The following is a 21528-nucleotide window of genomic DNA, read 5'->3' as shown; positions in this document are numbered from 1 at the left end:
GACAGGAGATACCGGATGTGAACAACAACCTATATAAAAAGCTGCTTTGGGGCACCGGCTTTGTCATTGTTGCGGTCATCCTGACCCTTTTTATCATGAGCCAGACCTACATCCAGAACCTTGTCTACCATGAGCGGCTGAACCAGATGGAAGAGGTCACCCACCAGATGTTCCGCAGTCTGGAGGATGTGATCGACACCCACTGGGACGAGGTGAATGTACAATGCAATTATTTGTACTGCACTCCGTTAAAGACCGATACCGAGTTCTATCGCTATCTGAAAAAGCTGTCGGAGCTTTCCAATTACCATGAAAGACAGATCGAACTGGTTGCCGTGGACTCTGACGGACATTACTATACCGAGAATGGCGGCATGGGGCTGCTAAGGGAAATGAACTATCTGGCAGACTCTCCGCAGTGGGTCAGCTACGTTTCCAACTCGCTGACCGTGGACGACTCCCGGATGGTGTTTCTGGAAAAGCTCTCCACCCCCATCACACTGCAAAGCGGAGAAAAAGAGATCACCCTGTGCTACTTTGGTATTTCGCAGAGCATGACCCAACTGAACGATTATTTCCGCTGTGATGCCTACGAAAATAACAACAGCGTCTATGTGCTGGATAACGACGGTTTCAAGCTGTTCAACGCCAATGATACCGAGCTGCTGAAGGGACACAATGTATACACCGTGCTCTCCTGGATGTCCTATCTGCACGGTTCTTCCTTTGCGGAGGCAAAGGAGCGGCTTGACCGCACAGGCTCCTGTTATTCCAACGCCGTGCTGGACGGGACCGAGTATTTCTACGCCCTGAAGCAGATGGAAAACGCCCAGTGGACACTGGCGTTCCTTGTTCCGGCAAAATATGTGGCCGTGAATACGCAGAAGCTGGTCAGCATCGTCATGATCATCATCATCGTCATTGCAATGGTGTTCTCGGTCATAACAGTTTTTGTCGGCTGGTCTCTCCTGCGGCAAAAGCAGCAGCAGGAGCTGCAGGCAGAAAAAGAAGCGAACCTCCGTCTGGAGCAATACAACATCCATCTGACGCAGGTAAACGATGAGCTGCGGCAGGCACAGGACATTGCCGCAGAGGCGTTACAGTCCGCCGAGCGCGCCAGCAAGGCTAAGACGGACTTCCTTGCCAACATGAGCCACGATATCCGCACCCCCATGAACGCCATCATCGGCATTACCACTCTGATGAAAAACGAGCTGCACCAGCCGGAAAAGCTGGCCGAACATCTGGACAAGCTGGAAAACTCCGGCCAGTTGCTGCTGGGCATCATAAACGATATTCTGGACATGAGCCGCATCGAGAGCGGCAAGACCACCCTGAATGTGGAAAAAACGAATCTGCCCCAGCAGATCAGCCAGCTGGACAGCATCATCCGCCAGCAGGCAGGCCAGCGCCGCCAGACCTTTACGGTAAACACCCATCTGCAGCACGAAAACGTGCTGGCAGACCCCAACCGTCTGAATCGGGTGCTGATGAATATTCTCTCCAACGCAGTCAAGTATACGCCCACCGGCGGGCATATCCGGTTTGAGGTGGACGAGCTGCCCCGAAACGAGCACTACGCCCGATACCGCTTTGTGGTGCAGGATGACGGCATTGGCATGAGCGAGGCCTACCAGAAGACCCTTTTTGACCCCTTTACCCGCGAGGAACGCTCCGGCACCAACAAGGTGCAGGGCACCGGCCTTGGTATGGCCATCACCAAGAACATTGTTGACCTGATGGGCGGCTCTATCAATGTGGAGAGTACCACCGGCAAGGGCACTCGCTTTGAGGTGGTGCTGGAATTTCCCGTTGATGCCGAAGCAGATACGGTGCCAGAGGCACAGGTGCTCCCGGAGGAAGAGGAAGAAACTTCTCCTCTGTCCGGCATGAAGTTCCTCTGCGCCGAGGATAACGCCATCAACGCCGAAATTCTGGAAATGCTGCTGGAAGCCAATGGCGCAAGCTGCACCATCTGCTCCAACGGTCAGGAAATCGTGGATGCCTTTGCCAGCGTAAAGCCCGGCGAGTACGACATGATCCTGATGGATGTGCAGATGCCGGTGATGGACGGCTTGGAAGCCACCCGCCGCATCCGCAGCGGTGAAAATCCGCTGGGCAGAATCATTCCCATCCTTGCCATGACCGCCAATGCCTTCCTTGAGGATATGCAGAAGAGCAGGGAAGCCGGCATGGACGAGCACCTGTCCAAACCTGTGGATATCGCTGCGCTGGAGCAGACGGTAAAACGCTTCCGTGTTATCCCCCCGAAAATAAATAGCGGACAAGCGCGTTTCCGCAGAGGAAGCACACAAACGATGTGAATGATGCAGGAGAAGATTAGAACGTGAATACACTTTCCGAGATCGAGGAATATTACAAAGCGCGTGAGCAGCAGCTTTTGGAAAAACTTCATCAACAGGAAGCCGCTCTTGCTGCAATGCCTGACGGATATCCAAGCTGCCCTGAAAGAAGAATTACAGCAGCACAACTGAGCTGCAGATGCGATCAAAACAGGAGTATAAAAAGCCCGAATGAAACACAGAATCTCACGCCGTGCATTCCTGAACGGATGCACGCTGCTGGCGGCTGCTGCTGCCGTAAGCAGTCTGACTTCCTGCGGAGAAAAGGAAGCGAAAGACAGCGGTCTTGCACAAATCGTTGTGGGAAGCGACAGCTATCCACCTTATATCTATCTGAACAATGACGGTGTTCCCACCGGGATCGATGTGGAGATCGCCACCGAGGCGTTCCGCCGCATGGGGTATGCTGCCCGGTTTGAAACGATCAACTGGGAGCAGAAAACAAATCTTGTGGAAAGCGGCGCCATCGACTGTATCTGGGGCTGCTTTTCCATGGACGGACGCGAAGAGGTATACCGCTGGGCGGGGCCTTACATGGTGAGCCGTCAGGTGGTTGCGGTGGATGCCCACAGCAGCATCCGATCCCTCAGCGACCTTGCCGGCAAGACCGTCGCCGTGCAGAGCACCGGCAAGCCGGAGGAGATCTTTCTCAGCGGCTCCGACCCGCGCATCCCGCAGACGGTGGAGGTGCTCAGCATCGAAAACCGCAGTGTGCAGTACGCAATGCTGGCCTGCGGCTATGTGGACGGCATCGCCGCCCACGAGACAGGCATCCTGCAATATATGAAGGACAATGCCGTAGACTTCCGCATTTTGGAGGAACCGCTGCTGGTCACCGGGCTGGGCATCGCCTTTGCCAAGAACGACACCCGCGGGCTGGACAGCCAGCTGACCGATACCCTTGCGCAGATGCGCGCGGATGGCACGCTGGAGCGGATCATTGGCCGATACCTTGAAAATGCTTCGCAGTATCTGGAGGTGGACACAATTGGCGCGTAAAAACAGAACCACCCCGGATAAAAGGATATGGACAGCCTATCTGATCATCGGCGTGTTCTTGATGGCCGGTGTTGCTTTTTTCTCCAGCTGGCGGGCAATGCGCACAGCAGAGGAACGCTTTTGCCAGACCCTTGAGTTTGTCAAATCCCAGTCCACCAGCTTTGAAAAGCACAACGATACTATCACGGCAAAGGCACTCCGCCGCACGGCGGTCGCAGTCCATCAGCTGGCAGAGAATCCTGCGCTTGACCTCTCCGACCCGCAGTGCCTGAACAGGCAGACAGAAAAGCTCTGGCTCACCGGCATTTCGGTTCTGGGACCGGATGGCACGCTCCGGTGCGAGTCCACGACCAACGGCATCGGCTATGAACGGTTTGGCGACCAGCTGAAAAATGACGCTGTTCTGGACGTTTTGTCTTACCCGCGAAAGACCTATGTGAAGCGCGTCCTGCTGGAAGATGGCTCTGCTGTGGATGTTGCGGTGCACCGGGCAGAAAGCACAGAGCTGCTCCTGCTTGCCTACCGGTACACCCCGGCGGAATTTGTGGAGGAAACGGCGCTGTCCATCCAGAGCATACTGGATGGCTACCCGGCAGAAACCAGCGGCACGCTGTTCATCGTGCAGAACAATCAGGTCGTTGCCGCAAACCGCCCGGAGCTGATTGGGCAGGATGTTGCAGGCAGTCCGCTGGCGCAGGGGATCCGCAAAGCCGGGGCCGCAGAGAAGCTGACCCATACCAGGGGCTGGAACGGCTCCGGCTGCTATTTCGGGATGTTCTGCCATGGCAGATCCTTCGATCTCTATGCGTACACGGATGAAAAAATAATCTTCCGGGAGGCGCTTTTGCTGATCCTGACGGTTCTGGTCGGCTACATCCTGCTTGTAATGATCCTTCAGCTGCTGCGCCGCCGCTCCGTGCAGGAGATGGAGCTGCAGAAAAAAGAGCAGGAGAGGAAGTACCAGACCCAGCTGGAGGAACAGAACCGCAAGCTGGAGATCGCGCTTCAGCACGAGGGGGCGGCAAACCGCGCCAAGCGGGAGTTCCTGTTCAATATGAGCCACGATATCCGCACCCCCATGAACGCCATCATCGGCTTCACCTCGCTGGCTGCGACCCATATCGACAATAGGGAACAGGTGCTGGACTACCTCAAAAAGATCTCCACCTCCAGCCAGCATCTGCTTTCCCTCATCAATGATGTGCTGGATATGAGCCGCATCGAGAGCGGAAAGGTAAAGATCGAGGAAAAAACGGTGCATCTGCCGGACCTCGTCCACGATGTGCGCTCCATCATTCAGCCCAATGTTTCGGCAAAGCGGCTGTCGCTTTTTATTGATACCATGGATGTGGAGAACGAGGATATCATCACCGACCCGCTGCGGCTGAACCAGATCCTGCTGAACATTTTGTCCAATGCCATCAAGTTCACTCCCACAGGCGGTATGATCAGCATTCGCATTGCTGAGAAAAACGGTGCGCCTGCGGGCCGGGCCTGCTATGAATTCCGCATCAAGGACAACGGCATCGGCATGAGCGAGGAATTCCAGAAGCACATCTTTGAGGAGTTCGCCCGTGAGGAAAACTCCACCGTCAGCGGCATTCAGGGTACCGGCCTCGGCATGTCCATCACCAAGAACATTGTGGACCTGATGGGCGGCACCATCGCCATTGAGAGCGAGCCGGGCAAGGGCAGCGAGTTCATCGTGAATCTCTGCTTTGCGCTCAGCGGACAAAAGGTGGAGCTCAGGCAGCTCCCGCAGCTGGAAGGGCTGCGGGCACTGGTGGCGGACGACGATACCGACACCTGCCTGAGCGTCAGCACCATGCTGTCCAAGATCGGGATGCGGCCGGAGTGGACGATCTCCGGCAGGGAAGCGGTGATCCGCACCCGGTATGCCATGGAGCAGGGGGATGAATTCAGCGTTTACATCATCGACTGGCTGATCCCCGATATGAACGGCATCGAGATCGTGCGGCAGATCCGCAAGGTGATCGGAAAAAGCTGCCCCATCATCATCCTGACCGCCTACGACTGGGCCGATATTGAAGAGGAAGCCCGCGCTGCCGGTGTTACCGCCTTCTGCGAAAAGCCGCTGTTCCTCTCGGAGCTGCGCAGAGTGCTGGCAGAGCCGTTCGGTGCAGAGCCTGCCTGCAGGCCGGTGCAGCTGAACGCGGAGGCCTTCAAAGGGAAAAAGATCCTGCTGGTGGAGGACAACGAGCTGAACCGTGAGATCGCAGTGGAGATCCTGAAGGAAGCGGGCTTTGAGGTGGAATCTGCCGAGGATGGCGAGATCGCCGTCCGGAAGATGAAGCAGGCGGCAGACGGACAGTATGACCTGATCCTCATGGACATCCAGATGCCCAACATGGACGGCTACGAGGCAACGCGGCAGATTCGTGCGCTGCCGGATGCCGCAAAGGCTGGCATCCCAATCTTTGCAATGACGGCAAATGCCTTTGAGGAAGACCGTCAGAATGCACTGAAGGCCGGTATGAACGGCCATATTGCAAAGCCGCTGGATATTCCGCACCTGCTGCAGGTCCTTGCAGATGTACTGAAATAAACAGCGCCCAAAAGCAAAAGCACCCACAGCAAGCGCCACAGAGGTTTTGAATCTCCGGTGAGCAAATTGCTGCGGGTGCTTTATTTTTTTATGCCTGACAGGCGGCTTGTTACAAAATTTTGCGCAGCTCCTGCACAAGGTCGCCGATCACGATGGGTTTGGACAAAAAGCCGGTCATGCCGCTTTCCAAGGCATTGCGGCGGTCTTCATCGAATGCATTGGCAGTCATGGCAAGGATCGGGATCTTTGCCAGTGCAGGGTCGCCCAGTGCGCGGATCTGCCGGGTGGCGGTATAGCCGTCCATCACCGGCATCTGCACATCCATCAGCACCAGATCATAGCTGCCCGGTGCGGCAGTGCTTACCTTTTCCACCGCCACGGCACCGTTTTCCGCCGTATCGACCCGGAAGCCGTACTCGCACAGGATCTCCTGCGCGATCTCGCGGTTCAGCTCGTTGTCCTCTACCAGCAGGATGTGCCTGCCCTTGAAGTTGGTGTTCTTTTTCGGCAGAAGCTCCTGCGCCTCATCCGTCTGTGTCTGGCCGATGGCGTTCATCAGGGTCTCGCGCAGGTCGGACATGAACATGGGCTTGGAGCAGAAGGCGGTCACACCGGCAGCCTTTGCCTCCACCTCAATGTCGGACCAGTCGTAGGCAGTCAGGATGATGATGGGCGTATCATCGTTCAGGCTGCGGATCTGGCGGGTGACTTCGATGCCGTTCATATCCGGCAAGCGCCAGTCGATGATATAGGCGTGGTAGGCGTCGCTCATTTCGATGGACTGCCGTGCACGCAGCACCGCTTCCTTGCCGGAAAGGGTCCACTCGGCACGCATGCCCACCTTGACCAGCATCTTTGTCACGCTGTCGCAGGTGTTGAAATCGTCATCCACCACCAGTGCCTTCAGGCCTTCCAGTTCGGTGATCTTTTCCACCGGACGGTGCTCTGCCTGCGCACGCATGGGCACACGAATGATAAACTCGCTGCCCTTGCCCTGCGCCGTCTGCACCTCGATGGTGCCGCCCATCATATCCACGATGTTTTTGGTAATAGCCATGCCAAGGCCGGTGCCCTGGATCCGGCTTACCGTGGAGGTGCGCTCCCGCTCAAACGGCTCAAAAATCTTTTTGGCGAACTCTTGGCTCATGCCGATGCCGTTGTCCTTGACGCGGAACTCGTACTGCCCGCAGCCGCGCACCGCTCCGGCAAGCTGCCGCACCCGCACCGAGACCGTGCCGCCCGCCGGGGTGAACTTGATGGCGTTGGACAGCAGGTTCAGCAGTACCTGATTCAGCCGGGTCTTATCGCAGTAGACATCCTCATCGGTCACATCCATGGCATCCATATAAAGCTCCAGCTGCTTTGCGTAGATCTGCCCGCTGACGATGGTTTTCAGGTCGTGCAGCACATCCGAAAGGTTGACTTCCACTTCTTCCAGATGGATCTTTCCGCTTTCGATGCGGCTCATATCCAGCACATCGTTGATGAGGGAAAGTAGATGATTGCTGGAAGCGAGGGTCTTGGCAAGATAATCCTTCACCCGGTCTTTATCGTCAATGTTGCTGAGTGCCAGCGTGGTAAAGCCGATGATGGCGTTCATGGGGGTGCGGATGTCGTGGGACATATTGGAAAGGAAGGTGCTTTTGGCGCGGTTGGCAGTCTCGGCCGCTGCAACGGCATCCGAAAGTGCCTGATTCACCTGCCTGTCGGCGGTGCGGTCGGACAAGACAAGGATATACTTGGTCCTGCCCTCTACCTCGCTGCCCATGGCGATGTTATGGAACCAGCGCCGCTCTTTGGTCTCCCGATGCTCAAACTCGAAATCCCATTCGCGTTGCTGCCCGCTGAGCAGTCCTTCCAGAAAGTTCTTGTCGCGATCCGGGTCATCCTTCGGGTGCAGCGCTGCCAGAGCACGGGCATCCTGCCGCACTTCTTTCCACGGGATGCCCAGCAGCCGTTCGACGTTGGGGCTGACATAATCCACCTTGGAGGTCTTTGCGTCCAGCATCAGGAAAACGTCGTCCACGTTCAGCGAAAGCTTTTGGAACAGCTCGTCCCGGTACAGGATCTCAGTGTCCTTCCGGCGCAGGGTCGTATGGCTTCTGCGCAGGATCAGCAGGATGATCAGCACAGCAAGGCCAAAGGCGATGCCCGCCACGATCTGCACCGTGTGGAACCACAGCTTATCCAGACTGGCATTGACGATGCTGACCGGCACAAGCCCCACCATCGTCCAGTTCTGGACCGCGGTATCCTCGTAGACCAGATAATAACTGGTGTCGCCCAGTTTGACCCGCAGGTTTCCGCTGCGGCCCTGCGCAAAATCATCCGAAAGGGCAAGAATCTGTTCCTCGGAAAGGTCGGAATGGTCGCGCAGCATCGCAATGAAGTTGTAAATGATTTCCTTGCGATTTACGGAATTGTCAATCACCACCCGCCCATCCGGGTAGATCACATAGTTGCTGGCATTGCCCTGAAAAGCAGAGCTGTCCAGCAATCTCAGCACAGCATCATTATAATAGGTGATGGCAACGGCATCGTAGGCAAAGCCCCGGTAGCTGCCCTGCGTTTCGGGGCAGATGAACGCAAGCATCGGGGCTTTGCCGGGCAGCGCCGTATTCACGACGATATCCTCGCCATCGGAGAGCTTTTCGTCCAGATTGGTCTGCAGGCCAAGGTAGCCGGTTCCCCCGGTCACGGTCATGTAGTTGCCGTCATAGGAAAGAAAGTAGAAGTTAACAAATCCGGTTGCCTGCTGTGCTTCCTCGATATAGGCCTGAATTTCATCCTCATTCGAGGTGTTTTTCAGAAAGCCGTTGCACAGATGCAGATAGGTCAGGTTTTTGCGCACCATCTCTTTCAGCATACTATTGGATTTATACAGTACCTCTTCCAGATGCGAGGTGCTTTCCTGATAGATGGTCTGCGACATAAACGAGATGTACCGGAAGCTGAAACCGGCTGCCAGAAAGACCAAAAGAAGGATGGCAGCGGCGGCAGGCAGCCACTTGTGCCGGGAATAGCAGCTGCGTTTGGATTCGTGCTTTTCGTCTGCCATTCCGCTCACCTCAGTGTCATGTAGTTTTCCGGCTCTGCAAGCGCTGCGCCGCCGGAGATATAATCGCGCCATGTGTTTTTTACCCACGTATCTTCGCCAGCAGACGTGCCGCTATCGCTCGCAAGCAGCGCTTCCATCTGCTTTTCCGTTGCAAGGCAGGTCACGGTAACGGTGTCGTTATCTCCCAGCGGCTGCCCGTTCCGGGTGATGCCGGTCAGGGTATAGCTGCCGTTATTCTCTTTTACCTCCACAGCAATGCCGCTGACCACTGGCAGAGAACCGCGGTTGAAGGGCACAAACCCGCCCTCGCAGCCTTCCACAAAGGCGTGGACGGTCTCTTTCAGCTCCGCACCGGTCATGGTGCGCTGGCGGGACATCAGACCGTTCGGCATGATCATGGAAGCTGCCATTTTCTGGTTATAATCCGCCTGCAGCACACTGCCGGTAAAGCTGTTTGCGGTGGCAAGCAGCACATCGGTGCCATACACGCCGCGCAGCGTGTTTGCCATCACGGAGAAGGCAGCGCTGCCGCCGTTTGCGTGGAATACGTTGGAATAGGCCTTCCCGGAGGTCAGCACGGTCTCGTTGTCGGCAGGCTCCTCATCGGCAAGGAGCTGGGCATTGAAGGCCTGATACGCCTGCTCAGCGGTAAGCTCGCCTGCGATCATTTTGGAGACCACATCCTTGGAAACGGCAAAGAAATCGTTGGAGGCGATGCGGATATACATGTGGTTTTCTTCCACCACGCTGCGGACGTCCTTCAGATACTCGGTCAGGCGCAGGGGAACGTTCTGGCTGTAGCTCAGTATGTCCTGCCCCTCCGAGACGATGCGGTTCTGCGCCTGTTCGGAGAGCATGACGTTCAGCACCTTCATGGCTTTTTCGCGGCGCGCGGTGTCCTGCTCCAGATCCCGGTTCAGGGCAACTTGGAAATAGGGGGTGGTCATGATCCACGGTTCGCCGTTCTGGCTGAAGAAGGGCAGAAAGATCGTGTCGATGCCCTCATCCTGAAACATCTTCACGCCGGCAGAGCTGCCAAAGTACATGGCAACTTCTCCGTTCCGGAACATTCCGGTCACATCGTCGTAATTCAATGCAAGATCATCTGCTGTAAGGTGGGTATCCTGAATGAACTGTTCCATCCGCTCAAACGCCCCCGGCCATATGGTGTCGTCCAGACCCACCCGCGCGGTGCTGGCGGGGTCGCTGTAGGTAGTGCGCCACTTGCGCCCCGCGGTGGTGGTAAGCTCGGCAGCGGAAAGCCCCTGCAGGGTTTCCATGCAGGTGTAGTCGTAGGTATAATCGGAGGTAAAGCCGCGGATGCCTACCTTTTCAAAAGCCTGACAGGCCGCTACAAAGCTTGCGTAATCGGTGGGCAGGGGAATATCGTACTGCTCAAAAAGGCTGCGGTTGACCACAAAGCCGTGGGCATCCGCGCACACCGGCAGCCAGTTCACGCTGCCATCCTCGTTTTTGAAGCTGTTGAGGTAGGTGTTGTACACAGCGCCCGCCTCATTGGTCATGGCAAGGTTCATCAGGCTGTCCTTCAACGGTGCCGCATCGTGCAGCGAGAACCGGCAGCAGGTGATGATATCCGGCAGACCGCCGTTTTGCTGCAAAAACTTGTAAAAATCCAGATCGTTGTTGCCGACGATGAATTCAATGTTCACGTCCGGCAGCTGCGCCTGAACATAGGGCGCATAGTTTTCGTACAGGCTGGTGCTCCACGGATACACCTGAATAGTCTGAGCGTCTTCCTGCTCCTGTGTTCGTTCCGCATTTTTTTCGCTGCATCCGGTGAGCAGGGATAGCCCCATCACCAGTGCCACAAGCATGGAAAATAGGCGGCGCAATGTTTTTGTTTTCATCCGATCCTCCTCCTCACACTTCTTGGACAGCCATCGTTTTGCGGTTGGCTGCTTTTGCTTACTGATCATACATCACCGCCCGCAAGAGTGTGTGCTGTAAAACCCACCCACGGAAAGGATGCCGCAATTTTTGAGTCTTTTCTGTTTTGCGCTCTCCCTCTACCGCGAAGGGGCACAGAATGACAAAGACATAAAAATATTTTACCACTACCATGAAAAATTTTCAATAAAATTTCATATATTGAACAATAAAAGCTGTGTAGGATTACAATAGATGTGTCACAAAGTGAAAAAAGACGAATGAGTCGTTCTGTGGTACAGTTAAATTGCTACACCAAACATCACAGAAACACATCATTGACAAACCTACATTGTGAACTCAAGAAGCCTGTCCAAAAGAAAGCATAAAAATGCGTATAACGCCCTATGAAATGGTGTCACGGGGCGTTTTATTTTGTCTTGTTTTGTGGGCGATATTGCGGTTTTGCGAAAACTTGCGAGACTAAATAAAAAAATCCCACGAAATTACGATTCTAAACGTAAATTCGTAGGATTTTTGGAGCTACTGACCTGATTCGAACAGGCGACCTGCTCATTACGAGCGAGCATGGAATTTAGAATAAAACACATAAATACGATAAAAATACAAACAACGCGCGCCACTTTTGCGCCACTACAAATTAGCCGGTCTGTTTCTTGAGATAGGAGTCCAGACGATTGATCTTCTTCTTCTTGAATTTTTTGTCAAGAGAAGTGTAGATGCCGAGGGTGACGCTGATATCCTTATGACCCATTTGATCACGGGCGGTGAGAACATCGACTCCGGCAAAGTACATCAGGGTACAAAAGGTGTGCCGCAGCTGGTGAGGTGTAAAGGGTTCAATGCGCATGGGCAGGCCGCCTGGGCGCTTTTTGCTTTCTTCGCCGTGATAGCCGTACTTTGCATTCAGATCGGCCATGTAGCTGCTCCACAGAGTTTTCCATGCCTGCTCTGTCATGCGGTGGCCCTTTACAGTATGCAGTACATACAAGCAATCGTCCTGCTGAGTTTTGAGATAGTCCACAAGGATCTTTGGAATATTAACGACCCGGACACCGGCTTCTGTTTTGGGATCCTTGATTTTTTTATCCTTGAAATTATAACCGCTGTGAACGGTGATCGTGGCTTCTTTCAAATCGACATCGGCCCAAGTGAGGGCGGTAGCTTCGCCGCGGCGGAGGCCTGAGTAAAGCAGTAGCATGGCAGCACGCTGGGCGCGGTGAGGCGTTTCGCGGATCCACTGCTGCTGTTCCTCTGTGATAGGCTCACGGTGCTCAGGATCAGCACCGGCAGGGCAGGTGGTTTTAACTATGGGATTGTATTGTACCACTTCTGGGATAGCGAGTTCATAGGCAGCCTTGGCGCTGCTGCGCAGATTGGACAGCGTGAAGTGGGACAGTGGTGGTTTGCCATTGTGCCACTGGGCCAGAGAGTTAAGAACCCGCTGAAAGTCGGCAGTGCGAAGGTCTGCTGCAGGCTGATCCAGAAGCGGACCCCAATGGTTTTTATTGTCTTCATAGCGGTCGAGACTCTTTTGCCCGATGCCTTTGGCTGTTTTGGCAGCAATCAGGTTATCGTACAGAGTAGCAAGGGTGGCTTTGGATTGGGCGGGATCCATTCCCTTGCCCAGTGCTGTGCGGTAAGCTTCGGCAGCAGCACGCGCTGCCTTTGCGGTGGAACCATAAAAGCTTTTGTATTTGGGCTTACCGGTTTCATCTTTGCCGATGCAGACACGGTAGCGGTAACGGCCATCGGAACCTTTTTTGTTTGCCATGTGTACACACCTCCTCTGAAAAAATTCTGGGTTGCAGAAGGATCATATTGGATTTACAATAGAAAAGCGGAGACGCGACGGGATTTGCAAGGCATTCCATGATAGAAACTCCTACTTTTCTTTTGGACAGACAGCAGAGCAGAGAACCCCTTGGCTGGAAACAGCTGAGGGGTTCTTTGCGTTTGTAAAAAAGGAGCGCCGGGTGGGCGCTCCTGAAGGTCAATAGCGGTTATAGATCTGCCCGCGGTTGCCAGCATCTATGATACGAACGATCAATCTGCCATTATCGACCGTGTAGATGATGCGGTAGGAACCAACACGCAGCCGCAGCAGCCCGGTGTGACCCTTCAACTGCTTGATGTCGCCGGAATCGGGCAGGGCATGAACTGCTTCCAGGATACGCCGCTGCTGTTCTTTTGGCTGCTTCTGGATGAACTTGAGGGCAGGCTTCTCGTACAGGATGGTATAGCTCATAAAGCAATACCGAGCTGTTTACAGACTTCGTCCTCCGTGAGGGTCTGGCCGCGATCCGGGTCTTTCAGATAGTTCTGGTAAAGCTGCTCACAATAAGCATCATCGGCATCTTCATCAGCGGTCAGGCCTTGCACGTATGCCAGAATGTAACCAAGCTTATAGGCAGGAACTTCATCCAGCAGCTGAACGATTTTTTCTCGGTCACTCATAAAAACACCTCCGGTTATTCTTCTGGCGCTTCATCCGCGTCAGGTGGGAAACTCTATTTGCCATGAGATCGTCTTCCTTGCGTCTATTGTATTGCAATTCACGCATGATATCAACATAACAAAAATGAAATTTACGTTAAATCGTTTGAATGGAGCAGCTTGCATAGGCTGGATAAAAATGATAAAATAAGTCAGGCTAAATCGCGGATAGCTTTCACGATGGATGTGGAGTTCCAGCCAACGATCTGAGTTGCTTTTGCTTGCAGCTCAACCGGCATATATGACTGGCCCCAGGGCATAATAGCAATGATGGGCTTGCCCATGCGCATAGCTTCGTCTACTTCGTATTTCATCCATTTATGGTAGAGCTCATACATGCCGCCGATTACAAGAACGACCTGTGCGTTTTTGATTTTGGCTGTGATGGCTTGCTCGATTTCGGCATCGGTGGCGTTGCTGGAAGATAATGCAAGCGGTTTTTCCTGTGGAGCTGAGTAGTTATAAAATGAAAACCACGGAGAATGATCCAGCATGGAAACCAGTCGATCATAGTCTTCGCCATACTTCCATGCGTGACTGATAAAAATACGATAATCATATAAAGCGGGCATTTTAAACATCCTTTCTGAACTATTGGAGGACAGTATGAAATTCCAGAAAAAAAGAGTGATCGTTGACGCATATCAGACGGACAAGGACATGTACATTGAAACGCTGGAAGGCGTTATGCATGCTTCGCCGGGAGACTGGATCATCACCGGCGTGAACGGGGAAAAATATCCCTGTAAGCCGGATATCTTTGAAAAAACTTATGAACCGGTCTCAGAGTGAGTTTTCTCTTTGGGAGAAGCGGCCTTGATATTGGAGGCTTTCCATTTGTTACCTTCAGAGGAAAGCAGATTTTCAATGTTATGGACGAAGAGCTGCTCTTTGGTTTCGTCGGTGCCATACGGATATGCGTCCATGAGATAGAGATTCTTCTCATGCTTCAGCATTTCGCAGGCAGAGCGGTATTCGACCCAGTTCTCATGATAGCGGCCAAGGCGCTCTGTGCCTTCAATAACGGTAATGATACCGCCAAGCAGACCGACAACAAAAGCGATGGCAGGGCAGCTGGCTGTATAATTGGCAAGCAGCGGAATGGCTGTAGCAACGATCAACTCAGTAAGCTGCATCCGTTTATAGGTGCGCTGGGCCTGTTGAGCCTTTTTATCGTACCAGGTGATCTGATCATCCAGGCGGTTCTTGATGTAGCTGTTGATATCGCCAGGTACGACCTCAGGTGGAGAATAAGGCTCTTCGGGAGGCTTACTCCCACAAAAAGAAACCATAATAATCCTTTCTTCCTCGGCACATTTGTGCCGGGGATTTTTTTATGATTAGCGGCGGAAATATTCAATAATTCCATAGATGGTCTCAACCATCAAGGGCAGAAGCACAAAAAAGGCAAGTTTTACTTTTTGAGAGGATTTATAGAGCAAATAGAAATCAGGATCCTTGCCAAGGTGCTCCGAAATTCCGTAGGTATAGACGATGCCGATAAATGATAGAATGACAGAAAAAGCGATAGAGCCAGCAACGGCCAATAAGGGTGAAAAAGACAAAGAATGTGCAAGCAACGGTATGATGAAAGCACTCAAAAAACCGCAGAGCAGAAGAAGCATTGGAAAAATACTACGGTCGAGGAATTGACACTTTTCGCGTTCCTGATCTAGGAGAGACTTTGTGGCGGCGAGTTCCTGCATGGCATTCTCCAAGTTGAGCGCCAAACCCATGTAACTGATGGCTTGCCGTCCTTCTTCCGCATAGACGGTCTCGGCTTTTCGGAGGTCGGAGAGACTTTTTTCATAGTCTGCACGCATGGAAGGGTCAAGTTTCTGAATGGCAGATTCGGCTTCATTGTAAGAAATACCAGTAGAAAACATGAAAATCACTCCAGTACAAACGAACCGTTTCGGCAAGTAGCGAAACGGAATTTTTTTATTTATGCTTCTTTTGTGCCCAGGCCAAGCGCAGCACATTTTTTATAGCGCCCGGTGAGCACCAGATCATCTACATAATCCACGGCCTTCTGCTGGCCTTCCTCATTGAGCTGATCGAAGGACGACAGCAGCGCGGACTGCTGGGGGGTAAGAGAACGGGATTCGGAAACGTCTAACGAAAAGCTGTCCTGGTACAAGAAATTTGGCTCTACCTGAAGAATGTCAAAAATTTTTAGAAGAACGTCCCATTTTGGACTGCTGACACCGTTTTCATAGTTTCCTATAGCGCTTTTTGTGACGCCAAGCTTTTCTGCTAGGTCCTGCTGTGTAAGACCGGACTGCTCACGGGCCTGTCTGAGACGGGTTGCGAAGGACACTTGTAACACCCCCTAAAATTGTCGTTCTATGGTCAGTATAAAGGTGCTGTCTTGAAAAGTCAAGACAAAAGTACAAGAAATTTGTACAAAGCTCTTGACGAAACAAGAAACTTGTGCTACTGTAAAAATGTCCAAGAAACTTGTACATGAAAGGAGCGTATGGAATGAGTGCAACGGACATGATTTACAAAATCATTGATGAAAAATGTTTGAAACAATCTGCGGTGGCAAGGGCAGCAGGGTATGACCCGAAGAAGTTTAACGCATTGCTACGTGGCAGGAAGCGGCTGACATCAGATGATGTTGTACCGATTTGTAAGGCACTGGGAGTTACTCCGAATGAACTTTTCGGAATTGACCACCCCGCAACCCCGGAGAAGAGCGCATGAGCCGCCGGAAGTGGTCACTGCTGATCGGGCTGATCGGATCGGTGGTGTTCAATGTGGGATGGTGGATCAGCTACCCGCCCATGGTGTTTGCCGGTGTGCTGCTGGCAGCGGCCGGGCTGGACCTGTGGATCGGGAGATGAAAGGAGAGAGAATGTGGACGAAAACAAAGAAAAAGCCCGCCTGAGGCGGGCACAGAGAGCAGCGCTTATGAATGGCGCGCAAGGAAAGATATTTACTGTAACATACCAAGATTGCCAGAAGCCAGAAGTGCTGCGAACTGATTTGAATAGTCTTCCAGCAGTTTGTAGTCCTGCCTTGAAAGCTTGCACTCTAAACACTGATAGCAGCAAGCCTGCTGCAGAGCCAGAACATCGAGGCTTGACAGCTGAAGAGTCTTGAGCCGCAGTTTGACCGGAAGGGCGCGGGCAGCATTCTTCATTTCAGAGATCAAAGAAGGGTCGTCTACAGATCCGAACCATGTATCCGGTACAGTTTCGAGCGATTGCAGCGCATGAACGAGCAATGGGATATCTTTGGTACGGATTTGAAACTGTGATGCCGTGAAAATACCTCCTTTCCTATTTTGAGATGATTGTAGCACAGGAAAGGGAGAAGTGGCAAGAGCGCATGAGACTCCTTCAGTCGGCTGCGCCGACAGCTCCCTCGGGGAGGGAGCCTTTGTCAAGGAGGAGAAGTGCACGAAAGGAGAAAAGCAATGATGGAAAAAGAATACGCCATGCAGGCACTGGCAGGGCTGAGTGAACCGTGGAGCAATGCAGCCTGCATGGGATACTGCCTGATGGCGATGCGGCAGGCGGGCGTGCCGGAGCCGATGCAGCGGAAGGTGCTGGCGTGCCTGAAAGAAAAATTTGACTTTTACAGCCTGGCGGATGCAGAGAATGCCGGGTACATAAAAGCGAAAACGGGAGAAGAATGCCGGTTTCAGACCTTCAGCCCGGATTGAGGAGGCAGACGTAATATGAGAAAAGCGCGGATCTATGATGCGCGGCAGCTGCCGGCATATCTGAGTCCGGCACAGTACGCCGAACTGATGAGCATTGACAAAAAGACGGTGCAGAAGATGTGCCGCAGCGGGCTTTTGCCTGCCGAAAAGGTGGGACCGCGGCTGTGGCGCATTGACAAGAACCGGGCACTGGAACAGGGAAAACTGAACCGGCCAAACAAAAAGCCCGCCGGTGCAGCGAACACCGACGAGCTTACAGGGTGATAGTTTTGAGCCACTATCACCAGAAGTTTAACACGAAACAGGAGGAAACACAAGTGAAACTGAAAGCAACCATCCGGGCAAGCCTGTGGTATATGGCAGCTATGGTGACGGCTATTGGCGCGCTGCTGGTATCCAGCGGCATTGAGCACAGCGCGAACGGCTGGGAAATGCTGGGCTGGGCCGCTGCGGCGCTGGTGCTGCTGGCGGCAGCGCTGGCCATGCTGGGCCTTGGCTGCTGTGCGGACAAGGAAAGCAGGAAAGGCAACAAGGCACACAAAGCCCCGGCGGACACGGTGAAGCCGAAAAGCCGGAGAAAGGCGGGCTGAGATGCGGCCGCCGATGAACATGACACCGGAAGAAACGGAGATCTGGCAGCGGATGGAGCAGTACGGTGAAGAGCTTGTGCGGGACATGGGTGCGGCTCTGCTGCAGGCCGACCGGCTGCCGGAGTGGATGAAGGAAACCGCGGTGAACATGCTGTGCGACAAGCTGACGGATGCCAGAGCACTGGCTGCCAGCTGGATGAACGACCGCGGGGAGCCGTGAAAGGGAAACGAAGATGATCTTGGAAGAATACCGTGCCCGGATGGCCGAAGAGCTGAAAAAGCTGGACTGGCAGCACCCGGCCGACAAGGAAAGCAGTGCATACCGGCTTTTGAGCGAAGCGAGCCGGGACAAACAGCTGAGCACACAGGACTGGATCGCACTGTTTGAGCAGTACCGGGAAGGAGTGAAACAGCAGTGAAGCAGAAAATGAACCTGCGGCAGGAGCTGGATCTGACGCGGGACGGCACTGCGGAAATGACACGCTGGTGCATCATCATTGCGCTGCACCAGTGCTTTGGTGTGGGCAAGGACCGACTGAACCGGATCGAGCTGCGTGCCGAAGAGCTGGGCTTGGAAAGTCTGAACATTGCCATGCAGGCGAACGGCAAAGGAATGCCCAGCACCGACCAGAGCAGGGCGATGCGGGACAACTGGATGCCGGAGGGCGTGGAGCCGGAGTTCCGGGTGCCGGTGCTGCGTGCACCGCGTACCCGACGGGAGCAGCAGCTGCGCATGGCGGGCGATGTGGCCGCCAGCATGGTATGGACCTTATACGCAAAGGCCTGCATGGAGCTGTTGGGATATGGTGCCGGGCGGCTGAACCGATTGAAGCAGGAGACTCTTGCCAATTACCGGCAGGTGAATGAAGAAGGCCGTGCGGACGGGCTGGATGTTGCCATGGAGCACCTGCGCCGCTGTGCCTGCGACGCTTTGCAGACCGACGACATTATTGTGGAAGACATCCCGGACGAAGAGCGGGCAAAACAGGCAGACCGGGACTATGAGGAACAGAAAGATGCTTTCTTCCGGCGGAACATGGCCGGAGCCATGGGCCGCTGCGCTGCGCCTGCAGGCACGGCAGTGCTGGCACCGGGTGAGATCAAAAAGAAGATCGAGGCAGTTCTGCAGCAGGCAGCTGCGCCGGAAAGCTGGGAGAGGAGACGTTTAAGATGACGTTGAAGGAAGCCATGATCTACCGTGGCGAAAATGAAAGCACGCTGGCATTGATGCTGGCCACAAGGCCGCTTGATGTGCGGCGATGGTGCAAGCCCGGCGGGCTGGAAAAGCTGAGCGCCCAGAGGCTGCAGCAGCTGGCAAAAGCGCTGGACGGCGGGGTGCTGATCACCGAAGACGGTGCGGAGTTTGAACTGTATGGAGGAAGAGTGTGAGCAAGCAATACGTTTACAGTTTGTACGATGCAAAGACCGGAGCACTGCGTGCAAAAGGTACACCGCAGGAGCTGATGGAACAGGGATACTACAACCGCGCTGAAAGCGTATGCACAGGCTATGCCCACCAGAAGAAGAAAAAGGCAAAGCCGAAAAAGTGGCGGCTAGAGCGGGAAGAAAAGCAGCCAAAGCCGAAAGCAGAACCGGACCACAGGACCGGCACCCAGATGCGGGAGGTATGGCTTTACAGCATGTTTGACGCGGACGGAAACCTGCTGCACGAAGGCGCGGCCGCAGAGCTGGTAGAAAAGGGTCTGTTTAAGAACACACAGACCGTGACGAATGTTTTTTATGCCGGGCACTGCAGGCCGCAGGGCATTTACAGCCTGACACGGAAGAGGATACGGCGGGGCGTGCTGTGCAATGCGCCGGGAGCCAGAAGCAGCGTGCCGAAAAAGAGCAGGCCGCCGATCACGGGAATTGAGAAGCCGGACGAGCTGCAGCGAGATGTGCATGAGCTGTGCCTTTACAACGCTGCGGCTCGGAAAGCAGGCAAAAAAGAGCTGAGCTACGGCTACTGGGCTGCAGAAGGAAAACCGGAGGCACCGGCATGATCACATGGTGCTGCAAACCAGACTGTCCGGGAAGGCACCCGGCGTGCCATGGGACGTGCGAAAAGTACAAGGCATGGGCGGCTGCGGTGAAAGCAGAAAAAGCCTACACAAAGGACATGGTATCCCGGGACAGAGTGAACCGGAGCGACTACGTAAAGGAAGGCTGGATGGCGCACAAAGGACAGCGCAGACGAAAAAAATAACAGAGGAAGCCCCTGGCAAAAGGATGCCGGGGGCTTTGGCGACAGCGCAGCAGGATAAAGTCTGCCGGGTGCTGCCGGAGCGTACCGGCGGCAGGCGGGAGCCTTTATACCATTTATTTTATAGCAGGATGAACCGCTTTTTACAGCGTCCGGGGTGGGCGCTTTGGGGAGCTAGTATACCCGTTATTTCTGTGACGGTGATGGGCACAGAAGAGAAAACAAACACCGGCAGCATACCGATGCAGGAGGACGGCCAGATGAAGAAGAGCTACATTCGGGAAAAGAAATACCGGTGCGGCAGCGAGTACATGGCCGTTGGCATTTATGCAGTGACAGATCAGGAGCACCGCAGGCGCGGCAAGAAGCACAAGGAGAGCGACCGGGGCCAGAAAGAGCGGAACAAGCACGCCAGCTTACGCCGCAAGCAGCGCAAGGCCATTGCGAACTTTGGCCGGGACGGCTTTTTCCTGACCGGAACATACGAAGAGCTTTATCTGCCGGAGGACTTTGCAGCCTGCAGGCGAGATGTGGAGAACTACAAGCGGCGGGTGATCGGTGCCACGGTAAAGCGTTTTGGTGTGAACCGGGACAAGATACGAATGATGCTATGGGCGGTGCGCAAAGGCGAAGCTGGACGGCTGCACATGCACGGCTTTGCCGAATGTGTGGGGATGGGAGCTGCCGACCGGCGGGAATGGCGCGAAATGCTGGAAGATCTGTGGCGGCGGCGCGTGCCGGGAACAGGTGAGTACGAGCCTTTGGGCACCATGAACGCCGACCGCATGGACATGAAGAAGCTGCTGGGCGTGGACGGACAGGGCAAGAACGGGACCATAGGCTACATATACGGCCACAAAGAGCGGGCCTGCATTGAAACACGCAATCTGAGCCAGCCGGAAGAACTGGCACCCAGCGACACGAAGTGGAGCCGCCGCCAGCTGCGCAAGGGCTGCACCGAATGCGCAGAGAATGCCTACTGGTGGGAGCAGCACTATCCGGGTTTTGAGGTGGTACAGGTGATGATCTATGACCCCGGACAGCTGTACGAAGCGGACAGGCCGCGACCAGACGGATGGGAGGCCACCGAAGCGCAGGCGTATCTGATCCTGCGGCGGAGAGGGTTTGCGAAAGTTCGCACCTGACAGATAAAATTATTTTATTTTGCGTGTAATAATTGCGCGAAACGCGGAGAAATACACAAAATCAGCGTAAAAATGCGCGGACAGTGACGGAAACGGGCCGAAACTGCGAATGAAGGGAAATTTTGGAAAGCAGATAGAGCCGTGAAAGGCGGTGGATGAGTGACCAGACAGCAGAAGAAGGCTGTGAGAAAGGCGCTGCGGCAGTACGGGCGCAAGCAGAAAGCAGCGGACGCGGCAGGCTGTGCGGCCGCAGGGCCGGACCCATGGGGACGGGTGATCCGGCAGGTGCTGGACTACTATGCCGAGGCGGACGGGACCTGTGCGGCTCTGCTCAGGCTGCGGTATCTGGAAGAGCGGCCGGAGGCGGAAACGATCGAAAGGCTGCACATTGGGCGGACGACCTACTACCACAAGGAGCTGGAAACGCTGAGCACGGCAGCGGTGTTTGCTGCAAAAGCAGGGCTGATCTGAAACACTGGGTGCGGATGCATCCGGTGGTTTTGTGATGCAACAACGACGACCGCCGC

General features: G+C 54.4%; 26 protein-coding genes. 17 read left to right on the top strand and 9 right to left on the bottom strand.

What is annotated here, in order from left to right; translation table 11 throughout:
- The first annotated feature begins 17 nt into the window (after nt 1-17).
- The 3 genes from GKG36_RS07320 (at nt 18) to GKG36_RS07310 (ending at nt 5928) form a co-directional block, all read left to right on the top strand.
- Complete coding sequence (locus GKG36_RS07320; protein ID WP_173012916.1) at nt 18-2324, top strand: ATP-binding protein; 2307 nt, start codon at nt 18-20, stop codon at nt 2322-2324.
- A 210-nt stretch (nt 2325-2534) separates the two neighbouring features.
- Nucleotides 2535-3362 (top strand): transporter substrate-binding domain-containing protein, encoded by an 828-nt coding sequence (locus GKG36_RS07315; RefSeq protein ID WP_154259966.1) that lies wholly within the window; start codon nt 2535-2537, stop codon nt 3360-3362.
- On the top strand, nt 3352-5928 hold the full coding sequence (locus GKG36_RS07310) for a response regulator (protein WP_154259964.1): 2577 nt from the start codon (nt 3352-3354) through the stop codon (nt 5926-5928). Before GKG36_RS07315 ends, GKG36_RS07310 begins: the two co-directional genes overlap by 11 nt.
- Nucleotides 5929-6037: 109 nt before the next feature.
- Here the strand turns inward: GKG36_RS07310 and GKG36_RS07305 are convergent, their stop codons facing one another.
- The 6 genes from GKG36_RS07305 to GKG36_RS07280 all read right to left on the bottom strand — a co-directional run bounded on the left by GKG36_RS07305 (nt 6038) and on the right by GKG36_RS07280 (nt 13962).
- Entirely contained in the window at nt 6038-8986 is a 2949-nt protein-coding gene (locus GKG36_RS07305) for a PAS domain-containing hybrid sensor histidine kinase/response regulator (RefSeq protein WP_154259963.1), read from the bottom strand.
- 5 nt (nt 8987-8991) lie between these two features.
- Nucleotides 8992-10854, bottom strand: coding sequence for an ABC transporter substrate-binding protein (locus GKG36_RS07300; RefSeq protein WP_154259961.1), 1863 nt, complete (start codon nt 10852-10854; stop codon nt 8992-8994).
- A 680-nt stretch (nt 10855-11534) separates the two neighbouring features.
- Complete coding sequence (locus tag GKG36_RS07295) at nt 11535-12668, bottom strand: site-specific integrase (RefSeq protein ID WP_154259959.1); 1134 nt, start codon at nt 12666-12668, stop codon at nt 11535-11537.
- 219 nt (nt 12669-12887) lie between these two features.
- Nucleotides 12888-13142: a type II toxin-antitoxin system RelE/ParE family toxin gene (locus GKG36_RS07290; RefSeq protein ID WP_154259958.1), complete on the bottom strand. Its 255-nt coding sequence runs from the start codon at nt 13140-13142 to the stop codon at nt 12888-12890.
- Nucleotides 13139-13351, bottom strand: coding sequence for a hypothetical protein (locus GKG36_RS07285; protein ID WP_154259956.1), 213 nt, complete (start codon nt 13349-13351; stop codon nt 13139-13141). The genes GKG36_RS07290 and GKG36_RS07285 overlap by 4 nt, the downstream gene beginning before the upstream one ends.
- A 191-nt stretch (nt 13352-13542) precedes the next feature.
- Nucleotides 13543-13962, bottom strand: coding sequence for a TIR domain-containing protein (locus tag GKG36_RS07280; protein ID WP_154259954.1), 420 nt, complete (start codon nt 13960-13962; stop codon nt 13543-13545).
- Between the two features lie 34 nt (nt 13963-13996).
- On the opposite strand from GKG36_RS07280, the gene GKG36_RS07275 reads away from it, so the two are divergent.
- Nucleotides 13997-14182, top strand: coding sequence for a hypothetical protein (locus tag GKG36_RS07275; RefSeq protein ID WP_154259952.1), 186 nt, complete (start codon nt 13997-13999; stop codon nt 14180-14182).
- On the opposite strand, the gene GKG36_RS07270 is transcribed toward GKG36_RS07275, so the two are convergent.
- Genes GKG36_RS07270 through GKG36_RS07260 form a run of 3 tightly spaced genes read right to left on the bottom strand, consistent with a single transcriptional unit; the run spans nt 14161 to nt 15710 of the window.
- Entirely contained in the window at nt 14161-14682 is a 522-nt protein-coding gene (locus GKG36_RS07270; protein WP_154259951.1) for a DUF4231 domain-containing protein, read from the bottom strand. The genes GKG36_RS07275 and GKG36_RS07270 overlap by 22 nt on opposite strands.
- 48 nt (nt 14683-14730) lie before the next feature.
- Nucleotides 14731-15276, bottom strand: coding sequence for a hypothetical protein (locus tag GKG36_RS07265; RefSeq protein WP_154259949.1), 546 nt, complete (start codon nt 15274-15276; stop codon nt 14731-14733).
- A gap of 59 nt (nt 15277-15335) precedes the next feature.
- Nucleotides 15336-15710, bottom strand: coding sequence for a helix-turn-helix transcriptional regulator (locus tag GKG36_RS07260; protein WP_154259947.1), 375 nt, complete (start codon nt 15708-15710; stop codon nt 15336-15338).
- Nucleotides 15711-15874: 164 nt separating this feature from the next.
- Between GKG36_RS07260 and GKG36_RS07255 the strand changes: the two genes are divergently transcribed.
- The 13 genes from GKG36_RS07255 to GKG36_RS07195 all read left to right on the top strand — a co-directional run bounded on the left by GKG36_RS07255 (nt 15875) and on the right by GKG36_RS07195 (nt 21472).
- Nucleotides 15875-16099, top strand: coding sequence for a helix-turn-helix transcriptional regulator (locus GKG36_RS07255; RefSeq protein WP_173012915.1), 225 nt, complete (start codon nt 15875-15877; stop codon nt 16097-16099).
- On the top strand, nt 16096-16239 hold the full coding sequence (locus GKG36_RS07250; protein ID WP_154259944.1) for a hypothetical protein: 144 nt from the start codon (nt 16096-16098) through the stop codon (nt 16237-16239). The genes GKG36_RS07255 and GKG36_RS07250 overlap by 4 nt, the downstream gene beginning before the upstream one ends.
- 13 nt (nt 16240-16252) lie before the next feature.
- Complete coding sequence (locus tag GKG36_RS07245; RefSeq protein WP_154259942.1) at nt 16253-16498, top strand: hypothetical protein; 246 nt, start codon at nt 16253-16255, stop codon at nt 16496-16498.
- Between the two features lie 316 nt (nt 16499-16814).
- Nucleotides 16815-17063 (top strand): hypothetical protein, encoded by a 249-nt coding sequence (locus GKG36_RS07240; protein WP_005941639.1) that lies wholly within the window; start codon nt 16815-16817, stop codon nt 17061-17063.
- Nucleotides 17064-17078: 15 nt separating this feature from the next.
- Entirely contained in the window at nt 17079-17327 is a 249-nt protein-coding gene (locus GKG36_RS07235) for a helix-turn-helix domain-containing protein (RefSeq protein WP_154259940.1), read from the top strand.
- Nucleotides 17328-17380: 53 nt separating this feature from the next.
- A complete protein-coding gene (locus tag GKG36_RS07230) occupies nt 17381-17653 on the top strand; it encodes a hypothetical protein (RefSeq protein ID WP_044953647.1) in 273 nt (90 codons plus the stop codon).
- Nucleotide 17654: 1 nt separating this feature from the next.
- Nucleotides 17655-17873, top strand: a complete 219-nt coding sequence (locus tag GKG36_RS07225) for a hypothetical protein (protein ID WP_154259939.1) — start codon at nt 17655-17657, stop codon at nt 17871-17873.
- A gap of 13 nt (nt 17874-17886) precedes the next feature.
- Nucleotides 17887-18072 (top strand): hypothetical protein, encoded by a 186-nt coding sequence (locus tag GKG36_RS07220; RefSeq protein ID WP_154259937.1) that lies wholly within the window; start codon nt 17887-17889, stop codon nt 18070-18072.
- A complete protein-coding gene (locus GKG36_RS07215; RefSeq protein ID WP_154259935.1) occupies nt 18069-18827 on the top strand; it encodes a hypothetical protein in 759 nt (252 codons plus the stop codon). Before GKG36_RS07220 ends, GKG36_RS07215 begins: the two co-directional genes overlap by 4 nt.
- The gene (locus GKG36_RS07210) at nt 18824-19042 is read left to right on the top strand and encodes a hypothetical protein (protein ID WP_154259933.1); all 219 of its coding nucleotides are present in this window, start codon (nt 18824-18826) and stop codon (nt 19040-19042) included. Before GKG36_RS07215 ends, GKG36_RS07210 begins: the two co-directional genes overlap by 4 nt.
- Nucleotides 19039-19656: a hypothetical protein gene (locus GKG36_RS07205; protein ID WP_154259931.1), complete on the top strand. Its 618-nt coding sequence runs from the start codon at nt 19039-19041 to the stop codon at nt 19654-19656. Before GKG36_RS07210 ends, GKG36_RS07205 begins: the two co-directional genes overlap by 4 nt.
- Before the next feature lie 460 nt (nt 19657-20116).
- Nucleotides 20117-21001: a hypothetical protein gene (locus GKG36_RS07200; protein WP_154259929.1), complete on the top strand. Its 885-nt coding sequence runs from the start codon at nt 20117-20119 to the stop codon at nt 20999-21001.
- Nucleotides 21002-21160: 159 nt separating this feature from the next.
- Nucleotides 21161-21472 (top strand): hypothetical protein, encoded by a 312-nt coding sequence (locus GKG36_RS07195; RefSeq protein WP_005941669.1) that lies wholly within the window; start codon nt 21161-21163, stop codon nt 21470-21472.
- Nucleotides 21473-21528 lie beyond the last annotated feature (56 nt).

The sequence above is a fragment of the Faecalibacterium sp. BIOML-A1 genome (genome assembly GCF_009679715.1).
Lineage (GTDB): Bacteria > Bacillota > Clostridia > Oscillospirales > Ruminococcaceae > Faecalibacterium > Faecalibacterium taiwanense.
Note: the sequence above shows the minus strand (reverse complement) of the source record. Positions and strands in the feature narration are given on the sequence as shown.

What these genes read in the sequence shown, in the direction of transcription:
- GKG36_RS07295 (WP_154259959.1), bottom strand. Translation starts at nt 12,668, where the DNA reads ATGGCAAACAAAAAAGGTTCCGATGGCCGTTACCGCTACCGTGTCTGC.
- GKG36_RS07305 (WP_154259963.1), bottom strand. Translation starts at nt 8,986, where the DNA reads ATGGCAGACGAAAAGCACGAATCCAAACGCAGCTGCTATTCCCGGCAC.
- GKG36_RS07200 (WP_154259929.1), top strand. Translation starts at nt 20,117, where the DNA reads ATGAAGAAGAGCTACATTCGGGAAAAGAAATACCGGTGCGGCAGCGAG.
- GKG36_RS07300 (WP_154259961.1), bottom strand. Translation starts at nt 10,854, where the DNA reads ATGAAAACAAAAACATTGCGCCGCCTATTTTCCATGCTTGTGGCACTG.
- GKG36_RS07270 (WP_154259951.1), bottom strand. Translation starts at nt 14,682, where the DNA reads ATGGTTTCTTTTTGTGGGAGTAAGCCTCCCGAAGAGCCTTATTCTCCA.
- GKG36_RS07315 (WP_154259966.1), top strand. Translation starts at nt 2,535, where the DNA reads ATGAAACACAGAATCTCACGCCGTGCATTCCTGAACGGATGCACGCTG.
- GKG36_RS07265 (WP_154259949.1), bottom strand. Translation starts at nt 15,276, where the DNA reads ATGTTTTCTACTGGTATTTCTTACAATGAAGCCGAATCTGCCATTCAG.
- GKG36_RS07250 (WP_154259944.1), top strand. Translation starts at nt 16,096, where the DNA reads ATGAGCCGCCGGAAGTGGTCACTGCTGATCGGGCTGATCGGATCGGTG.
- GKG36_RS07290 (WP_154259958.1), bottom strand. Translation starts at nt 13,142, where the DNA reads ATGAGCTATACCATCCTGTACGAGAAGCCTGCCCTCAAGTTCATCCAG.
- GKG36_RS07285 (WP_154259956.1), bottom strand. Translation starts at nt 13,351, where the DNA reads ATGAGTGACCGAGAAAAAATCGTTCAGCTGCTGGATGAAGTTCCTGCC.
- GKG36_RS07280 (WP_154259954.1), bottom strand. Translation starts at nt 13,962, where the DNA reads ATGCCCGCTTTATATGATTATCGTATTTTTATCAGTCACGCATGGAAG.
- GKG36_RS07240 (WP_005941639.1), top strand. Translation starts at nt 16,815, where the DNA reads ATGATGGAAAAAGAATACGCCATGCAGGCACTGGCAGGGCTGAGTGAA.
- GKG36_RS07235 (WP_154259940.1), top strand. Translation starts at nt 17,079, where the DNA reads ATGAGAAAAGCGCGGATCTATGATGCGCGGCAGCTGCCGGCATATCTG.
- GKG36_RS07255 (WP_173012915.1), top strand. Translation starts at nt 15,875, where the DNA reads ATGAGTGCAACGGACATGATTTACAAAATCATTGATGAAAAATGTTTG.
- GKG36_RS07220 (WP_154259937.1), top strand. Translation starts at nt 17,887, where the DNA reads ATGATCTTGGAAGAATACCGTGCCCGGATGGCCGAAGAGCTGAAAAAG.
- GKG36_RS07210 (WP_154259933.1), top strand. Translation starts at nt 18,824, where the DNA reads ATGACGTTGAAGGAAGCCATGATCTACCGTGGCGAAAATGAAAGCACG.
- GKG36_RS07225 (WP_154259939.1), top strand. Translation starts at nt 17,655, where the DNA reads ATGCGGCCGCCGATGAACATGACACCGGAAGAAACGGAGATCTGGCAG.
- GKG36_RS07275 (WP_154259952.1), top strand. Translation starts at nt 13,997, where the DNA reads ATGAAATTCCAGAAAAAAAGAGTGATCGTTGACGCATATCAGACGGAC.